Genomic DNA, 17984 nt, shown 5'->3' with positions numbered 1-17984 from the left:
GCGCCTGATTGCGCTTAAAGGCGCTCGATGATCGTGACGTTGGCAAGGCCACCGCCCTCACACATCGTTTGCAAACCGTAGCGACCTTGCGTGCGTTCGAGTTCGTGCAGCAGGCTCGTCATCAGCCGTGCGCCAGTGGCGCCGAGCGGATGGCCGAGCGCAATCGCGCCGCCGTTCGGATTGGTCTTCTCGTGCGGATAGCGCGTCTCAGCCAGCCACGCGAGCGCCACCGAGGCAAACGCTTCGTTCAACTCCACCACGTCGATGTCGTCCAACGCGAGGCCGGCCTTCTTCAATGCGTGACGTGTCGCGGGAATCGGTGCGGTGAGCATCCACAGCGGATCGTCGCCGAGCACGCCCAGGTGATGGATGCGGGCGCGCGGTATGAGGCCGTAACGCTTGAGCGCTTCTTCGGAGACGATCAGCAGCGCCGCCGCCGCGTCGCAGGTCTGGCTCGAAACAGCCGCCGTCAGCGCGCCGCCGGGCATGAGCGGTTCGAGCGAAGCCATCTTCGCGAGCGTGGTGTCCCGGCGCGGCGTCTCGTCATGCAAGACGCCGGCAAACGGCACAATTTCACGCGCAAAGTGCCCGCCTTCGATCGCCGCCAACGCGCGCCGATGACTTTCCAGCGCATACTGCTCCATCATTTCGCGCGACAGGTTCCAGTGATCCGCGATCCGTTGCGCCGCATGGAACTGCGAGACCGGCGCGTCGCCAAATCGCGCGCGCCAGCCGACGCTGCCCGAGAACGGATCGGTGAAACCTAGCGGCTCGGCCGCCGTCATCGCCGACGAAATCGGAATCTGCGTCATGGTCTGCACACCGCCCGCCACCACCACATCCTGCGTACCACTCATCACGGCTTGCGCGGCAAAATGCACCGCCTGCTGCGACGAGCCGCATTGCCGGTCCACCGTGACGCCCGGCACCGTCAACGGCAAACCCGCAGCGAGCCAGCAAGTACGCGCGATATTGCCCGCAAGCGGACCGATGGTATCGACGCAACCGAACACCACGTCGTCGTATTCATCGGCGGGAATGCCGTTACGGGCGACCAGTTCCTTCAGCACGAAGCCGCCAAGATCTGCGGCATGGACCTGCGCAAGTCCGCCTTTGCGGCGACCGGTCGGCGTGCGCAACGCATCGACGATATAAGCCTGTTTCATCACGATTCCAGTTCGAAAGTGCGAGCCGGTCCGATCGGAGCACAGGACCCGATCAGCGCGTCGGCCACGCGGGCCTTGTGAAACGTCGTGTCACCCCAGCTGCCCGAGAGCGCCCAGATGCGTTTCATGAAAATCTGCAAGTCGAGTTCCCACGTGTAGCCGATCGCGCCGTGCACCTGCATTGCATGGCGCGCGGCGAGCTGCGCGGCGGCCGTCGCGGCGAGCTTCGCGTGGGAGACGTAGAGGGCGCGTTGCGGATCGTTGTCGGCGATCGCGCAGGCGGCCCGATACACCACCGGCCGCGCGAACTCGTAGCGGATCGCGACGTCGGCGAGCAGATGCTTGAGCGCCTGATACGAGCCGATCGGTTTGCCGAACTGCTTGCGCTGCGCGCTGTAGTCGATGGCGACGTCGAGCACGCGTTGCGTCAGGCCAAGCATTTGCGCGGCAACGGCGAACGCGCCCTGGTCGAGCGCACGCGCCAGTAGCGGTTGCGCCTCGGCGGCCGTTGCTACCCGCGTGTGCGGTGTTGCCTGCCAATCGAGTTCAAACAGTCGGCGCGAAGGGTCAACGCTCTCCACCGCATTCAATGTGCAAGCGGCAGGCGTGAGCCAATGCAACTCGCCATCCCGCTCGCACAACACAACCTTGGCGACGTGCGCATCGCTGACATACGGATTCACCGGATGCGCAATCGCCACACGTGCCCCGCCCGTCGCGATATCGCGCAACAGCGTGTCGCGTTGCGCGCTCGCCGGCAAACCTTCCAGCATGCCGACCGCCACGAGCGCGGTATCGAGTAACGGCTCGGGTCCCGCGAAATAGCCATAGGTTTGCGCGAGGAGTGCCCACTCCACGTCACCGAGCCCCAGACCGTCGTGACTTTCCGGCACCGACACCGCCGTCAGCCCTTGCGATGCGAACATGTCCCACATGCGCTCCGAGCGTCCCGTGGGCGTGGTCCACAACTCGCGGATCAACTCCGGCGTCATCTCCGTCATCAGAAAGCGCTTGACGCTGCTGGCCAACGCTTCCTGATCTTCGTTGAATACGAAATCCATAATTCCTCGCTCAATCCTTTAAGCGTCTGAAGGCGCGCCGCAGCGGCATCACGAACGCGGCATGCCCAACATCCGTTCGGCGACGATGTTGCGTTGAATCTCGTTGGTGCCCGCATAGATCGGCCCAGCCTGCGCGAACAGGAACCCATCGAGCCAGTTGCCGAGCGCCGCGTGTTGCTCCTGCGTTTTCGGCACGACCTCACCGTGCGCCCCGAGAATATCTAGCGCGGTTTGATGCATGCGCAGATCGAGCTCAGACCAGAACACCTTGTTGGTGCTCGACTCCGCGCCAATGTGGCCGCCCTTCTGCAAGCGGCTCGCGGTTGCGTAGGTGGAGAGCGCGTAGGCCTGCGCATCCATCCACGCGCCGATCACCCGGTCGCGCAAGGTCGGATCGCGGTCGGCCTGTTCACGGTGCGCGAGATAGAGCGCACGCAACGCTTCTGCCGTGCGTTGAAAACGCGCGGGCGAGCGCAGCATCAGGCCGCGTTCGAATCCCGCCGTCGCCATCGCGACTTGCCAACCCATGCCCTCGCCGGCGAGCCGGTTTTCAACCGGCACCCGCACGTCGTCGAAGAAAATTTCGGCGAAACCGGTGTGGCCGTTCAATTGACGGATCGGCCGCACGGTAATGCCCGGGGTCGATAGCGGCACCATCAGGAAAGTCAGACCGTGGTGCCGCGTGGATTGCGGATCGCTGCGAAACAGGCCGAACAGCCAGTCGGCCCACACTGCGCGGGTCGACCAGATCTTCTGGCCGTTCAGGATGTATTCGCCGCCTTTGCCCTCGTCGGTACGGATCGCACTCGCGCGAATCGCCGCCATGTCGGAGCCGGCATTCGGCTCGGACCAGCCCTGCGCCCATACGTGTTCGCCCGCCGCCATGGCCGGCAGAAAACGGGCCTTTTGTTCGTCGGTGCCAAAGTCCATCAAGGTCGGGCCGAGCAGGAAAATACCGTTCTGATTCACGCGCATCGGTGCATCGGCGCGCCAATATTCTTCTTCGAAGATCAGCCACTCGATCAGATCACAACCGCGTCCGCCCAGTTCGCGCGGCCACGTCACCATGCTCCAGCGACCCGAATGCAGCGTGCGCTCCCATTCCCTGTGCGCGGCAAAACCCGCTTCGGTATCGAAGCTCGGCAGCGGCTCGCGCGGCACATGGGTCGCGAGCCAGCTGCGAATCTCGGCGCGAAACGCGCGTTGCGCCGGCGTGTAATCGAGCTTCATGCGCGCGCTCCGGTCTGGCGGTCCGCATCGTGTGCGCCACTGAACTGCGCGTCGCGTTTTTCGACGAAGGCCGAGCGCGCTTCCGCCGAATCGTTCGTCATATACGCCTGCAAGGTAAAGCCTTGCTCCCAGCGGTATTTGTCTTCCAGGTCGCCGTCTTCGACACCGTTCAGCGCTTCTTTCGCGAGTTGCAACATCGCCGGACTCTTCGCGGCGATCTTGCGGGCGATCTCGAGAGCCGCGTCAAGCAGTTGTTCGCGCGGCACCACGCGCTCAACCGCGCCGAGCCGGTAGGCTTCGGCGGCGTCGACCATGTCGCCCGTGAAATACATGGCGCGCACTTTCTGCACGCCGAACATGCGCTGCAGATGCGCGCCGCCGCCCATCGCGCCGCGGTCGATTTCGGGCACGCCGAAGCGTGCGCATTCGGACGCGACGATCACGTCCGCCGCGCCGCAAATACCGATACCGCCGCCCAGCACGAAGCCATGCACCGCGACGATGACCGGCTTCGGATTGCGGTGCACCGCGCGAAAGGTCGCGTAATTGCCCGCGTTGACCGCGACGATCCGTTCGGGATGCGCCGCCAGTTCCTTGATATCGACGCCCGCGCAAAAACCGCGTCCCGCGCCGCGCAGCACGATCACGTGCACGCTGTCGTCACGGCCGAGCGCATCGATGGCGTCGGCCAGCGCCTGCCAGCCGCGCGCATCGAGCGCATTGACCGGCGGCTGGTCGATCACCAGTTCGCCGATGCCGCCTTCGCGTTCGATCCTGAACGGCAGCGGGCGAACGCTATTGATGGGTTCTGTCATGTCTGCGTCCCTGGTGAATGATGTTGGTTTGCTTTAGCGGGTCGTGCATTGCATTAGGGGATGCGTCGATCACGCGGGAACGGCGACGCCGCGCAGGGCCGCCAGCGCATCGAGCCGTGCCACGGCCTCGTCGACGATGCGTGCAATCAAGGTCTCGCAGGGCTCGATCGCGCCAATCACCGCGGCGACCTGCCCGCTCGGCAACACGCCCTCGTCCGGATTACCGTCGACGATCGCGCGCTGGATCAGAAACGGCGCGTTCGCCGCCATCAGCGTCTGGCTCGCGGTGTAGCTGTGATCGCGGAGTGCCTTGAAACCGAGCGAGGCCATCTGGCTCAGGCTCATGCCGCTCTGACGGCGCCATGCTTCAGCCGTGCGCAACGCGAAGAGCGTGCGGCGCAGCGGGCCGAATGCTTCGAGGCGCAGAAGATAGGGGTTGTCGATCATGCGCTGCGGCAAGCCATCCAGCGCTGCCGACACACGAATTTGCGAAGGATCGTCGACCTCCACATAGCGCGCGAGCGTCGAACGCGGCACTGGCGACTCCTCGGCCATCAGAAAACGCGTGCCCATCGCAATGCCTGCCGCGCCGTAGCCGAGTGCCGCCGCGAGACCACGTCCGTCGAAGAAACCTCCTGCTGCGATCACCGGCACGTTCACGGCATCCAGCACTTTAGGCAGCAGCAGCGTGGTCGGCATCGAGCCGGTATGGCCACCGCCTTCCGCGCCCTGCACCGTGACCGCATCGGCGCCCAGTTCGACCGCTTTGGCCGCGTGCTTCGGTGCGCCCACGGTGGGAATGCACATCACACCAGCGTCTTTGAAGCGGCGGATCGTCTTCGCGTCCGGTCCGCGGCCGTAGCTCACCGCACGCAGCCGGTGCTTGATCGCCAGATCGACCACCTGGGCCGCGTTCGGCTGAAACATATGGAAGTTGATACCGAACGGTTGGTCCGTCAGTTCTTTCACGCGCAGGATTTCCGCTTCCACGCGTTCGGCTTCCAGCGTTGCACCGGCGAGAAAACCAAAGCCGCCCGCATTGCAGGTTGCGGCCACGAGCTTCGCGTCAGCGACCCATCCCATCGCCGTCTGCACGATCGGATAGCGACAGCCGAGCAGATCGCACAAGGGCGTATGCAGCGTCGCGCTCATGCGGCCTCTCCTTCAGCCTTGCCGGTTTCCTGCGCGGCGGCAACGGGCCGTTGCGACTCGGCCATCTTGCGTGCGTCATATCCACCCAGCTTGTCGCCGCTCACCAGTTCGTTATGCGCATGAGCGAAGTGGTGCCAGGCAAATGCCGCATCCATCGCCGCGCGTTTGCCTTGCAATTCTTCGACGTGATTCACGGCCTGCTTGGTCAGTGTCAAGCCAAGACGCGGCATGCGCGCGATCTTCGCGGCGATTTCCGTCGTGGTGTCCTGCAAGCGCTCGCGCGGCACGACGCGATTGACCATGCCCATCTGATAGGCACGCGCTGCATCCATCCGTTCGCCGAGAAACAGAAATTCCTTGGCGATACGCGGATTCAGTTCATATGCATGGGCGAAATACTCGACGCCTGGAATACCCATGCGCACCACCGGATCGGAAAAGAACGCGTCTTCCGAAGCGACGATCAGGTCGCACACCCACGCCAGCATCAGACCGCCCGCCACACACGCGCCCTGCACCATCGCGATGGTCGGCTTGGGTAAATCGCGCCAGCGGCGGCACATGCCGAGATAGACTTCCTGCTCGCGGGCGTAGAGAAACTCACCGCCTTCCTTGCCGACATGGTCGTACCAGAGCGAGCTGCGTTCGAACGACTGGTCGATATCGCGGCCCGGCGTGCCGATATCGTGGCCCGCCGAAAAATGCTTGCCCGCACCGGCGAGAACGATGACCTTCACCGCATCGTCGTTCGACGCGCGCTTGAACGCGGCGTCAAGCGCATACGTCATCTTCGAGTTCTGCGCGTTGTGATACTCGGGGCGATTCATCGTGAGCGTGGCGATGCCCTCGCTCACGCGATAGTCGACGACGTTTTCGTGAGTGGCTTGCATGATGTCCCTCACACGCGACGCGGCGCGGGGTTGTTGCGCACGACGCTCGCACGCAGATTGTGCGGATCGAGTGCGCGCACGATGCGCAGATCGTCGGCGCCGGGCGGCGGCGTCACGTGCATGTCGGGATGCTGTTTCAGTTCGAAACCCGTCGCATCCTGCACTTCGTCGAAGCTCACGCCAGGATGCAGCGAGCGCACCTGAACCGCATGGTTCGCGCCGCCAAAATCCATCACGCACAGGTCGGTGATCACGCTACGCAAATCGGTGAACGCACGCATGCCGGCAATTTCGCGCGCCGGGTTGTAGCCCACGCTGCACACCATGTCGACTTCACCGGCCACGAACGTACGCTTGCCATGACCGGAAACGAAGAACGAATTCGCGTGATTGATGCTATTGCCCGGAAAACCGCGCGCGCCGAGCAATTGCGTTTTGGGGCGCGCATAGTCGTCGCCGAGCCAGGAAATGTTGGTCTGGCCGAAGCGGTCGATCTGCGTGGGCATCACCAGCGCGTGACGCTTGCCATGCCACACACAATCGAACACGCGTTCATAGGTCATCAAACCGGACGCCTGCACGCGATAGCCGGCTTCACGCGGTCCGAGCGGCACCGGGCTTTCGACGAGATAGGCCTCACCGTCGGTCAGCATCAGGCCCGCGTTGTAGGCGAGGCGTGCAAGGCCGGCGGCCAGACGCGGCCCCGTGCCGATACCGGTTGCCAGCACTTCACCGTCATCGCGCCAGACACGCGCCGCCGCGGCGATCATCAGTTCGGCGAGAGAATAATCGAGAGAGTCGCTCATTTGCGCTCCATTACAGAATCGGCAACGGCAACGCCGCTACATGGGACCGGCCGCCTGCACGTTGCAGATAACCCGGTTCGTCGGCGCCTACTACGTCGTTCAGGTAGGCCGCAGTTTGTTGCGGATCTTCCGCGCTCGCGCAATACGCCTTCAGATGCGGCAAATCCCAGCCGTAAGCAGGAGCGCACGAAGTGGGATGTGCGCCGCAAGGTGCATGCACCACGCCGCTCACCAGCGATCGTTCGAATGTGTTGCGGCGCGCGAGATCGAGGTCGTCGCTCGCCAGCGTTTCGACCAGCGTTTCGCTGCTCACGAAGCACTTCTTCGCCGCGCGGGCAAACCATGCGTCGAAGAACGGATCAGGACCGTCAATGCGCGTATTGCCCATCCTGTCCGCGGCGTTCACATGCAGCAACGCGGCGTCGAGTTCGAGCGCCGGCATCGCCAGCAATGTCTCGCCACCATAGGGCGATTGCACGGTGCGCAGATGCGGCGCATGCTTCAGCAGATCGGTGCCGAGACCCACGCGCGTCGGCAAGAACGGCAAACGTGCCGCCGCCGCGCGCAGGCCGAGTTGCAGCAGACCTTCGTCGAGTTCCCATACGTCGAGCGCGCCCTGCTCACGCGCCCGGCGAAAATGCGGTTCAAGCGGAATCACGTCGAGCGAGACGAAGCCGAACACCAGCTTGCGGACCTTGCCTGCCGCGCACAGCAGTCCGACGTCCGGGCCGCCGTACGCGACCACGGTGAGGTCTTTCAGGTTCGAGCGGACAATCTCGCGCACGAGGGCCATCGGTTTGCGGCGCGGACCCCAGCCGCCGATGCCGATCGTCATGCCGTCGGCGAGTTGCGCGACGGCATCGCGCGCGCTGAGTGCTTTGTCGAGTGGTTTCATGCGTTATTCCTGCGGGTTTGCGGCGGGGTTTCTGCGAGTTTTCTCATGACGACCTAGCGGAATCCAACGCTAAAGTCGTGGCCCCACAGGCTTACACGAGTCGCCTCGTAGACGTTGTGCTGCGCCCAGTCGACCGTCAGGCCGCCATAGCCGTACTCCAGATCGAAGCCGCCTGGCGTTTTCATGTAGAACGAGATCATGTGGTCGTTGCAATGACGGCCGAGCGTGGCGGAAAGCTTCACGCCCTGCGCCGCGACGCGGTCGAGCGCGCGGCCCACTTCGTCCATCGAATCCACCTCGGCCATCACATGGATGCAGCCGGACGGCACAGCGAGATCCATGATCGCGAGGCTGTGATGACGTGCGTTCCTGCAATGCAGAAAGTGGATGCGCTTCTCGGGCTCGGCGGGGTCGTCGGTGAAGCGCACACGGAAGATGTCGGAAAGCTCGAAGCCGAGCACGTCACGCAGGAAGGCGTCGGTTGCATCGAATTGCGGGGCGGGCAGCACGGCGTGGCCGAGACCCATTGCGCCGGTCACGAAGCCCGGTACGCCGAGCGGCGAAGCGAAGCGCCGGAAATCGGCGCGCACGCCCCAGAAAAACTCATGCCGGTTGCCGGACGGATCGGTGCACCACACCATGGCCTGCACGCGGCGCAGCGCGGCTTCCTGTGCGCTGGCGCGGATCGGTTCCACGCCGGCCAGCTCCAGGGTGCGGATCGCGTCGTCGAACGCGGCCGCGTCGGCCAGCTCCCAACCCGACGCGAAGTAGCGATCGGCGTCGCCGGGCACGATCAGGTAGCGGAAATCGCGCTCGTCCATCTTCACGTACAGCGCGCCTTCCGTTGCGTCCAGCGCCTGCATGCCCAGTACGTTTTCCGCGTAACCGCGCCATGTGCCGACATCCGCCGACTGCACGACGACGTAGCCTAAAGCCCGTACATCGATCATCTCCGACTCCTCCAGAAGCTGTTGTTGTCAGGCTTATTCTGGCGGTCCCGGAGGTGGCTAACATCGTCTGTTGGGACTAGCTTGCAGCGGTGTTTTCAGTGGTGTTTTCGTGGCTTTCGACGCTGCTTCCGGCGTCGCTTCGGGCGTCACTTTTGATCATTTCGCGCAGGCGGTATTTGAGCACCTTGCCGGCCGCGCTGACAGGCAACTGTTCGACCAGCGTGACATGCCGCGGCACCTTGTAGTTCGCCATATTCTTGCGGGCCCATTCAGTCAGTTCTTCCGGGCTCGCGTGCTCGCCTGAACGCAGCACCACGTACGCATGCCCCACCTCGCCGAGCCGCTCGTCGGGGATGCCGACCAATGCGACTTGCGCCACCGCGGGATGCGCGCTGAACAGCCGCTCGATCTCCGCCGGATAGCAGTTGAAGCCACCGACGATAAACATGTCCTTGATCCGGTCGGTGATCCGCAGATAACCGCGTGCGTCGAGCGAGCCGAGGTCGCCGGTGTGCAGCCAGCCTTCGCTGTCGATCGTGTCGAATGAGGTCTCCTGCTGGCCGAAATAGCCTTGCATCACGTTGTAGCCGCGAATCAGGACCTCTCCTGTCTCGCCCGTGGCAAGCGCGGCGCCGCTGCTGTCGGCGATACGAATCTCCACGCCGGGCATCGCGCGTCCCGACGTGTTGGCGATAGTCCCGGCGTCGTCGCCGCCGCGGCATAGCGCGGCAAACCCGCATGACTCCGTGAGACCATAGCCGGTCAGCACGATTTCGAAGCCCAGTTGCGCGCGCATCCTTTCGATCAGACTCGGTGCGATCGCGGCGGCGCCGGTCACCGCGACCCGTAATGACGACAGATCGCGCGCCGCCAGATCCGGCATGTCGAGCAGCGCGTGATACAGCGTCGGCGGCCCCGGCAATACCGACACGCGGTCCCGCACGATGCGTTCGAGCACGCGCTCCGGGTTGAACACCAGATGCGGCAGCACGGTCGCGCCGCTGGCGAACGCCGCGAGCCAGCCGGCCTTGTAACCAAATGCATGAAAGAACGGATTGACGATCAGATAGCGGTCGCTTTCGCGCAGTGTCGCGATCTGCGCCCAATCGTGAACCGCGCGCAGATTCTGGCCGTGCGTGGTCATCACACCCTTTGGGCGGCCCGTCGTGCCGGACGTGAACATGATGTCCATCAGCGTGTCGGGACGCACGCCTGCCTCGCGGGCGCGGAACGCGTCCATCGAGGTTCCTGCCGCGCGCAGCAGAAACGCGTCCCAGGTCTCGTCGCAGCCGCTGTCCGTTTCCGGGGCCGGGCCGTCGAACACCACGATCCGTTCAAGCGTGGCGGGACGGTGTGCGGCCAGCATGGCCGGATACGAATCGCCGAGAAAGGTACCGCAGCAGAACAGCAGCCGGGCCCCGCTGTCCTCGAGAATCGCCGCGGCTTCCAGGCCCTTCATGCGGGTATTGATCGGCACCAGCGCCGCGCCCGCGCTGTGAATCGCAAGCGCGGCCACGATCCATTCAGCGACGTTCGGCGCCCAGATCGCGACACGCTCGCCCGGCTGGATGCCGCAGCTCATCAACGCGCGTGCCGCTTCGATTCGCGCGGCGTCCAGTTGCGCATAGCTCAGGTTGCCCTGCACGGTTTCGATCGCGGTGCGCGTGCCGTAGCGCGCGGCGCCGCGCGCGATCAGCGCGGGCGTCGTCAGGATGTGGTTGAGCGTCATGATGAGTTCGATGGATGCGGTTCGCGGCAAACGCAGCACGCGAGAGCCGCGTGTGCGAAGCGCGAACCTAGTCGGGAAAAACCACGCGCAGCGTCGGGCTGGCGGGCGTCGCACTGCAGGCCAGCGTCCAGCCGTCGGTCAAATCGGCCGCATCGAGCACGTGGTTGGCATTCAGATTCACGCTGCCCGCCTCGACCCGGCACATGCAGGCGCCGCACAAACCACTGCGGCACGAATTGGGTGCGGGCACGTCGGCGCGCAGCATCGCGTCGAGCAGGGTTTCGCCGGTTTCGCAGACGAAGCTGAAGGTGTTGCCGTCGAGCACGGTTTCGATTGCGGCGTTTGCGATGGACGCGGGCTGGCCCGATTCGGAGGCCGAGGGCACGTCTTGCTGTTCCGGCACTGCGGACGCGATGCGCGCTGCGGCCGCGCCCGATACACCCGATACGCCGGATCCGCTCGATACGCCGGTCACACCCGTGCCAGATATCGCCGGCAAATCCGGCAATGAAGCAAACCGCTCCACATGGACCTTCGCTCGCGGCAAGCCCAGCGCGAGCATTGCCGCCAACGCGTTCTCCATAAACAGCGCCGGTCCGCAGATAAAGCATTCCTGCGTGCTCCATGGCCGCGCCAGCTCTTCCAGATGACGTTGCTGCGGAATGCCCTGCACGCTGTCGAGCCAGTGAATCACCCGCAACCTGCCCGCGTGCCGCTGCCCGAGTTGCCGCAGTTCCTCGCTGAAAATCACCGACTGCGCGTCCCGATTCGCGTAGATCAGGGTCAGCATGCCGCGCCCGTTCACCAGCGCGGATTTGAGAATCGACAGCACGGGCGTGATGCCGCTGCCGCCCGCGAACAGCAACAGGTCGCCGTCGAGCGAACGCGGCGTGAACACGCCGGCAGGCGCCATCACCTCGAGCTCGTCGCCGGGCCGGATGCTGTCGCACATCCAGTTCGACACGCGCCCGTCGCGCACCCGCTTGACGGTGATCTTCGGCGCGCGGTCGATGCCCGGCGCGCTCGACAATGAATAACAGCGCTGCACGATGGCATCCGCGCACGGCACCTTGAGGGTGAGGAACTGCCCCGGGCGATAGCTGAAGGCATCGTGCAGCGCCTGCGGCAGATCGAACACGAAAGAGCGCGCGTCGGCGCTCTCCGCGATCACGTCCGCCACTTTGAGCCGGTGAAAACGCGAATCGGCCATGGCGGGCGAACTCAGGCCACGCCCATGATCAACTGCGCGTTGTCGATCCGATACTCGCTGCCGTTGATGAAGCGCGATTCGTCCGACGCCAGGAACAGCACGAGATTCGCGATGTCTTCCGGCAGGCACATACGCGCATGCGGATCGACCGATTGCGTGAGTGCGTCGCGTGTGTCCTCGGACGTACCGAAGAACGGCGCGGTCATCGGCGTGAGAATGCCGTCCGGGTGGATGGTGTTGCAGCGCACCTTGTAGCCCTGCTGCTTGCAGTGCGCCGCGATCGCACGCGTCATGGCCGTCACCGCGCCCTTGCTGGCCGAGTACGCGCAGAACATACCGAGTCCGCCCAACGCCGCCACCGAAGACATGTTGACGATCGAACCGCCCTTCTCCTTCATCGCCTTCACCGCCGCGCGGCAGCCGAGAAAGTAGCCTTCGGCATTGATCTGCAGTACGCGCTGCCATTGTTCCAGCGTGGTGTCCTCGATGCTGCCGAGCAACAGCACCGCCGCGTTATTGACCAGCACGTCCGGCGTGCCGAAAGCTGTTTGCGCCGCGCCGAACACATCGTTCCAACCGCTCTCCGACGTGATGTCGTGACGCACGAACAGGGCGGCGTCGCCGATCTGCGCGGCCACTTCGCGGCCGGCTTCCTCGTTGACGTCGGTGAGCACCACGCGCGCGCCTTCACGGGCGAACAGCAACGCGTCCTGTTTGCCGACACCGCTCGCCGCACCCGTCACGACGGCGATCTTGCCTTTGAGTCTGTCTCCCATCTTCGTTCTCTCTTTCAGTGTCAGTCAGTTTCAGTCAGGAAATGGGCGGCGTTCGCGAGAACCACACCCGCTGCGGCCCGGCCCGCCTGGCGGCCGGACCAGATACAGTCCGCGAGCGAAAGGCCGCTCACGTAATGATTCGAGGCGAGGCCGCAAGCGGCCCGGCCGGCGGCGAACAAGCCTTCGATCGGCGTGCCCTGCGCCGACAGCACCGCGTTGCTCGCCTCATCGACTCGCAAGCCGCCCAGCGTGATCGACGGACACGGGAAAACGCGGCTGTCCGATGAAATGTCGATCGCGTAGTACGGGCCGTGGGTAAGCGGCTGCAACATGGCGGCGGATTTGCCGAACGCCCGGTCGATACCGTTCAGCGCGCTCAGGTTGTACGCATTGACGGTTGGTTCGAGCACCGCCGGATCAGCGCCGATGCGCGCGGCCAGATCAGCCAGCGAACGGGCGCGCTTGCGGCCTGCCAGCATCAACAGCATCGCGGGCACGCTCTGAAACGCCCACAGCCTGCCGCGCCAGCATTCCTTGAGCGCGTGCTTCACAAGCCGAGCGTCGAGAATCAGCCACGCGTGCCCTTCGCGGGTTTCGCACATCGCGTGGCCGAGCGCGGCGCCATAGACTTCCTCGTTGCAAAAGCGCTCGCCGCGGCGATCCACGACGCAGCCTTGCGCCCATGCATAGGGCGGATTGATGAAACGCCACGCGGACACCCGTTCGAGCCGCTGCGCCACGCCACCAGCCGACAAACCGAGCCGGATGCCCGACCCGTCGCAACCGGTGGTGCCAAGACGCCAGTTCGGCAGATAACGCGGCGCGTAGTGCGCCACCATCGACCGGTTGAAGATGAAGCCGCCGGTGCTCAAGACCACTGCGTCGGCCTTGATCGTGATGAGCCGGCCCTCGCGTTGCTCGACACGATGGAGCGTGGCGCGTAACCGGTCGGCCCACGCGGGCAGGCCGTTATGCAGGCGCTCGGCCCAGCGCGCGAGCCGCCGATGAACGCGCTGCGCACGGCCTGGCGCCACTTGCCAGACTTGCGCACCGATCACGCGCCCGCTGCGGTCGGTGACCAGCCTGCGCACGCTGGCATGGCGCATCGTCTCGACAAATGGCTGCGCCTCCACCGCGCGCCGCAGCGTGTCGTACAGCACGCGCCCCGACATGCCGTCGCCGACCACCCGATGTCCACGCGGCGCCGGCGCATGTTCGCGCACAGCATCGCCCACGGCTTCATTGCCTGAGTAGTACAGGTAGTAACGATTCTGCGGATACGACGTCTTGCGCGGCGGCACCGACGCGGCAAAGCGCACGCCGAGACGCTCGAGCCAGCGCAGCATGTCGACGCTGCCCGCGCAAAAGCGCTTGAGCGTTGCCGCGGACACCGCCTCGCCCACTTCCTGTTGCAAGTACGCGAACATCGCCTCAGGCGTGTCGTTGTAGCCTGCTTCAGTTTGATAGCGCGTGCCGCCACCCGCGTACACCACGCCGCCGCTTTTGGCGCTCGCGCCGCCACCCTCGAACCGCTCGACGATCCGCACTTTCGCACTGGCCGCCGCCGCTTCCAGCGCGGCGCATGCGCCTGCCGCGCCAAAGCCCGCCACCAGCACGTCGCACACATCGTCCCAGCGCACACAGGCCGGATCGTCGACAACGAGCGGCGCTTCGACCGGTGTGGCCGATTCCTGCTGGGCGGACGAAGGGTTTTGCATCGCGCGCGTCCGTTCAGGCCGCGGCGCAGCGCGCGGGCGCGGCAGCGGTGGTATAGATACCATCCACATACACCAGCGGATCGACCTCGCCACTGATCAGCACCTGATCGACACGGCCGATAAAGATCGCATGCGTGCCGTAGTCGAAGCGGCCGTCCTGCGTGCAGATCAGACTCGCCTGCGCGTCGTGCAGATACGGCACGCCATGATCGGAACGCTGCCAGTTGCCGGTCGTGAAGCGTTCTTCGCCTTTGAGGCGTCCGCTGCAATCGATCGCAATGTGCTGATGCTGCGCCGAGAGCACGTTCACGCAAAACGCCGCGCCCTTGTCGAGCGGCGGAAATATCGACGACGTGCGGTTAATGCAGATCAGGAGCGATGGCGGTTCGGTCGAGAGCGAATCGACCGCCGTGGCCGACATCGAATAGCGCCGTTCGCCGTCGCTGCAACTGATCACGGCGACCGAGCGCGCGAGGCGGCGCATCGCCAGCAGCATGTCGGCGCGCAATGGATGAGAAGTGAGTTCGGTCATGACGTGACTCCGCGAAGTTCGTTGCCGGCAGCGCGTGCTGGATGTGAAGTACTGCTGTCATCGTTGCGATCATCGCCGGCATCGGCAAGATGATTCGCGGCGATGTAGCCAAAGGTCATGGCGGGTCCAAGCGTCGAACCCGCGCCGGGGTAGCTCGCCCCCATCATCGACGCACTGGTGTTGCCGATTGCAAAGAGTCCGGCAATCGGTGTGCCGTCGGTGTGTAGCACGCGAGCGCGGGCATCGGTAAGGAGACCGCCTTTGGTGCCGATGTCGCCCGCGTCGATACGCACCGCGTAGAACGGTCCTGTCCCGATTGGCGCGAGACACGGATTCGGTTTGACGCCGGGGTCGCCGTAGTAGGTGTCGAAGGCGTTGCCGCCTTTGGCGAATTCTTCGTCGATACCGGTTGCGGCGTAGCGATTCATCTTTGCCACGGTGTCGCGCAAGCCCTGCGCATCGACGCCGATTTGCGCGGCCAGCGCATCGAGCGAATCGGCCTTGTAGAGCAGCGAACGAAACGCCGTCGGAATGCGGCTGTCCGGCATCATCGCGCCGGGCATGATCGGCCCGCACGGGTATTTGTGGCGGAACTGCGCATCGAACACCATCCAGGCCGGCACGCACGCACCGGTTTGCGCATGGTCGCGATACATCGCCGGCACGAACTCCGAATACGGCGCGGCTTCATTCACGAAACGCTTGCCGAGTCCGTTGACCACCACACAACCTGGCAAATTGCGTTCGACAAACAGCGCGCGCTGCTTTTCCTCATGATCCACGTGCACGGTCGGCGCGCCCCACACGTGCTCCATCAAGGCAATCTGAGCGCCCAGTTTCAACCCGACGGCAATCGCATCGCCGGTATTGTTCGGCGGGGTCGCGCTCCACTGCGCTTGCGTGGGCTGCGGCAGATAGCGCTCGCGCATCGCCTGATTGCGCTCGAAGCCACCGGCCGCGAGAATCACGCCGCGTCTCGCGAGCACGCGCGCGGTCTGCTCGCCGCGCCCCACCACGACGCCCGTGACGCGTCCGTCTGCTTCGAGCAGCTCGGCCATCGGCGCGTTGAGCCACAGCGGAATGTCGCGATCGAGCAAGGCACGGCGCAGGCCGCCCGCCAATGCATTGCCGAGCGTCAGGCGCCGGTCGCGCCGCGAACGGCTGCGCGCGCGCAGATCGAACCAGTAGCGGCCGAACTGTTTCAGCGCGAGCCCGATGTATCCCGGCGCTTTCGACAGCAGGATGTGCGCCTCCTTCGACGTCACCGCCACTCGCCCGCCGATCAGCGTGCCGGGTGAAGGCAGCCGCAAGCGCGCGAATTCGTCACCGAGCGACGCGCCATCCACCGGCAGCGGATCGAGCGCGCGGTAACCCGGCATCGATCCAGGCAGATCCTGAAAGTAGTCCGCGTACTTCGGCAACGCTTCATAACGCACCGGCGTATTCGCTTCGACATAGCGCAGCATCTCCGGCGCGGTGTCGAGATAGGCGTCGAGCCGGTCGCTCGCGCTCAGACCTTGCGTGCACGCGTCGAGATAGGTTCGGGCGGCCTCGCGCGTATCGGTCACGCCCATCTCAGCGATATGGTGGTTGCACGGAATCCAGATGCCACCGCCCGAGACCGCCGAGGTCCCGCCGTACACGTCGCTCTTTTCGAGCACGACGACGGACAGCCCACGGTCGGCCGCGCGGCAGGCGGCCAGCATGCCACCCGCGCCGGAGCCGACCACCACCACGTCGAACACGTAGTTCTGCGTTTGCTGTTGGCTCATGGCGGCATCCATCAGACGAAGAAATCAGTGTTCGGACGCCCCAGCATCACGGCGCCGAGATTCTGGCCGAAACGATCCAGGTTGTTCGCGTAGTGCGCGCGCGCCGCATGCAGATCGAGAAAGCGCCGCACTAGCGGATTGCGGTTGTAAATGCCGTTGCCCCCCGCGTAGCGCAGCAGCGCGTTGGCGGCCTGCGCGCAGCGTTCCGCCACTTGCGCGGATTGATAGCGGAAGTGCACGCGGCGCTCGATCGATACCGCCGTGCCGCCATTGACCGCCGCGAGCAGCTCGGCGAAGTTGCGCATCAGCAGCACTTTCATTTCGTCGATGGCGACCGCCGCGTTGGCGCACGCGGTTTGCGCGCCGGTGTCGTCAGTGGTTTTCGCGCCGCTGTTGGCGCTCACGCGGGTGGCCGCGTAGGACGTGAAGTCGTCCAGCGCGCCTTGCAATGCGCCAATGCACGCGGTGCACACCGCCCGCACGAAGATCTGCGCAAACGGCAGATGGAACAGCGGGGCATCGTTCACCGCGAGACCCGGGCTCGTGCCCATCATGCCGTCGATTGCCTTGTGCGTGCGATAGTCCGGCACGAACACATCGTTCACCACGATGTCGTGGCTGCCGGTCGCGCGCAAACCCAGCACGTCCCAATCCTGTTCGATCGTGTAATCGCTTTTCGGCAACAGGAAGGTACGGTATTCCGGCGGCTCGCCCTCTTTCGCCGGCGGCACGAGCGCGCCGAGAAAGATCCATTCGCACAGCTCGCTGCCGCTCGAAAACTTCCAGTGCCCGGACAGCCGGAAGCCGCCCTCAACCGGCGTCACACGGCCCACCGGCATATAGGTCGACGCGATCAGCGTGCCCGGGTCCTTGCCCCACACGTCCTGCTGCGCACGTTCGTCGAACAGCGCCAGTTGCCAGTTATGCACGCCGATCACGCCGTACACCCACGCGGTCGACATGCAACCGCGCGCCACCGCCATCTGAATCTCGAAGAAGGTTTGCGGATCGAGTTCGTAGCCGCCATAACGCTTCGGCTGAAGCACCTTGAAAAAACCAGCGGCCTGAAAATCGGCCAGCGTTTCGGCCGGAATCCGGCCATTCGCCTCGGCCTGCGCGGCACGCCCGGCGAGTACCGGCGCGAGCGCTTCGGCGCGGGCGATCAGTTCGGCTGCAAGGGCGTTCGAATCATTGTCGCGATGCACGGCTGTCTCCATGATGGCGCGCGAGAGGGGTGCGGCGCCTGTTTTGTTGGATTCATCTTCAAGCTGCGGCTGCGGCG

The 17984-nt window shown here is 64.9% G+C and carries 16 protein-coding genes; all 16 read right to left on the bottom strand.

All coding sequences use genetic code 11. The features are described 5' to 3' along the window. Positions 1-14: 14 nt before the first annotated feature. The 16 genes from PQR67_RS24885 to PQR67_RS24810 all read right to left on the bottom strand — a co-directional run bounded on the left by PQR67_RS24885 (position 15) and on the right by PQR67_RS24810 (position 17907). Positions 15-1166: an acetyl-CoA C-acetyltransferase gene (locus tag PQR67_RS24885; RefSeq protein WP_408465093.1), complete on the bottom strand. Its 1152-nt coding sequence runs from the start codon at positions 1164-1166 to the stop codon at positions 15-17. Then, positions 1166-2227 (bottom strand): acyl-CoA dehydrogenase family protein, encoded by a 1062-nt coding sequence (locus PQR67_RS24880; RefSeq protein ID WP_408465091.1) that lies wholly within the window; start codon positions 2225-2227, stop codon positions 1166-1168. Before PQR67_RS24880 ends, PQR67_RS24885 begins: the two co-directional genes overlap by 1 nt. A 48-nt stretch (positions 2228-2275) precedes the next feature. Next, positions 2276-3457, bottom strand: a complete 1182-nt coding sequence (locus PQR67_RS24875) for an acyl-CoA dehydrogenase family protein (protein WP_408465089.1) — start codon at positions 3455-3457, stop codon at positions 2276-2278. Then, entirely contained in the window at positions 3454-4272 is an 819-nt protein-coding gene (locus PQR67_RS24870; RefSeq protein ID WP_408465087.1) for an enoyl-CoA hydratase family protein, read from the bottom strand. Before PQR67_RS24870 ends, PQR67_RS24875 begins: the two co-directional genes overlap by 4 nt. A 69-nt stretch (positions 4273-4341) precedes the next feature. Further along, positions 4342-5424, bottom strand: a complete 1083-nt coding sequence (locus PQR67_RS24865) for an NAD(P)H-dependent flavin oxidoreductase (RefSeq protein ID WP_408465085.1) — start codon at positions 5422-5424, stop codon at positions 4342-4344. Beyond that, positions 5421-6314 carry an enoyl-CoA hydratase gene (locus PQR67_RS24860; protein ID WP_408465083.1) on the bottom strand — a complete coding sequence of 298 codons (894 nt, stop codon included), beginning with the start codon at positions 6312-6314 and terminating at the stop codon, positions 5421-5423. Before PQR67_RS24860 ends, PQR67_RS24865 begins: the two co-directional genes overlap by 4 nt. A gap of 8 nt (positions 6315-6322) precedes the next feature. Then, positions 6323-7120 (bottom strand): CoA-transferase subunit beta, encoded by a 798-nt coding sequence (locus PQR67_RS24855; protein ID WP_408465081.1) that lies wholly within the window; start codon positions 7118-7120, stop codon positions 6323-6325. 10 nt (positions 7121-7130) lie between these two features. Beyond that, the gene (locus tag PQR67_RS24850; RefSeq protein ID WP_408465079.1) at positions 7131-8015 is read right to left on the bottom strand and encodes a CoA transferase subunit A; all 885 of its coding nucleotides are present in this window, start codon (positions 8013-8015) and stop codon (positions 7131-7133) included. Between the two features lie 53 nt (positions 8016-8068). After that, entirely contained in the window at positions 8069-8965 is an 897-nt protein-coding gene (locus PQR67_RS24845) for a VOC family protein (protein ID WP_408465077.1), read from the bottom strand. Positions 8966-9041: 76 nt separating this feature from the next. Continuing rightward, entirely contained in the window at positions 9042-10694 is a 1653-nt protein-coding gene (locus tag PQR67_RS24840; RefSeq protein WP_408465075.1) for a FadD3 family acyl-CoA ligase, read from the bottom strand. 67 nt (positions 10695-10761) lie between these two features. Beyond that, a complete protein-coding gene (locus PQR67_RS24835; RefSeq protein WP_408465073.1) occupies positions 10762-11904 on the bottom strand; it encodes a 2Fe-2S iron-sulfur cluster-binding protein in 1143 nt (380 codons plus the stop codon). An 11-nt stretch (positions 11905-11915) separates the two neighbouring features. After that, complete coding sequence (locus PQR67_RS24830; RefSeq protein ID WP_408465071.1) at positions 11916-12680, bottom strand: glucose 1-dehydrogenase; 765 nt, start codon at positions 12678-12680, stop codon at positions 11916-11918. Between the two features lie 20 nt (positions 12681-12700). Beyond that, complete coding sequence (locus PQR67_RS24825) at positions 12701-14398, bottom strand: FAD-binding protein (RefSeq protein WP_408465069.1); 1698 nt, start codon at positions 14396-14398, stop codon at positions 12701-12703. Between the two features lie 13 nt (positions 14399-14411). Further along, positions 14412-14930 carry a flavin reductase family protein gene (locus PQR67_RS24820; protein ID WP_408465067.1) on the bottom strand — a complete coding sequence of 173 codons (519 nt, stop codon included), beginning with the start codon at positions 14928-14930 and terminating at the stop codon, positions 14412-14414. Further along, positions 14927-16702, bottom strand: a complete 1776-nt coding sequence (locus PQR67_RS24815) for an FAD-dependent oxidoreductase (protein WP_408465065.1) — start codon at positions 16700-16702, stop codon at positions 14927-14929. Before PQR67_RS24815 ends, PQR67_RS24820 begins: the two co-directional genes overlap by 4 nt. 11 nt (positions 16703-16713) lie before the next feature. Next, positions 16714-17907, bottom strand: coding sequence for a flavin-dependent monooxygenase (locus tag PQR67_RS24810; protein WP_408465063.1), 1194 nt, complete (start codon positions 17905-17907; stop codon positions 16714-16716). Positions 17908-17984: the final 77 nt, after the last annotated feature.

The organism is Paraburkholderia fungorum (assembly GCF_046026025.1).
GTDB lineage: Bacteria > Pseudomonadota > Gammaproteobacteria > Burkholderiales > Burkholderiaceae > Paraburkholderia > Paraburkholderia fungorum_E.
The sequence above is the reverse complement of the archived record's forward strand: the minus strand, read 5'-3'. Positions and strand labels throughout refer to the sequence as shown.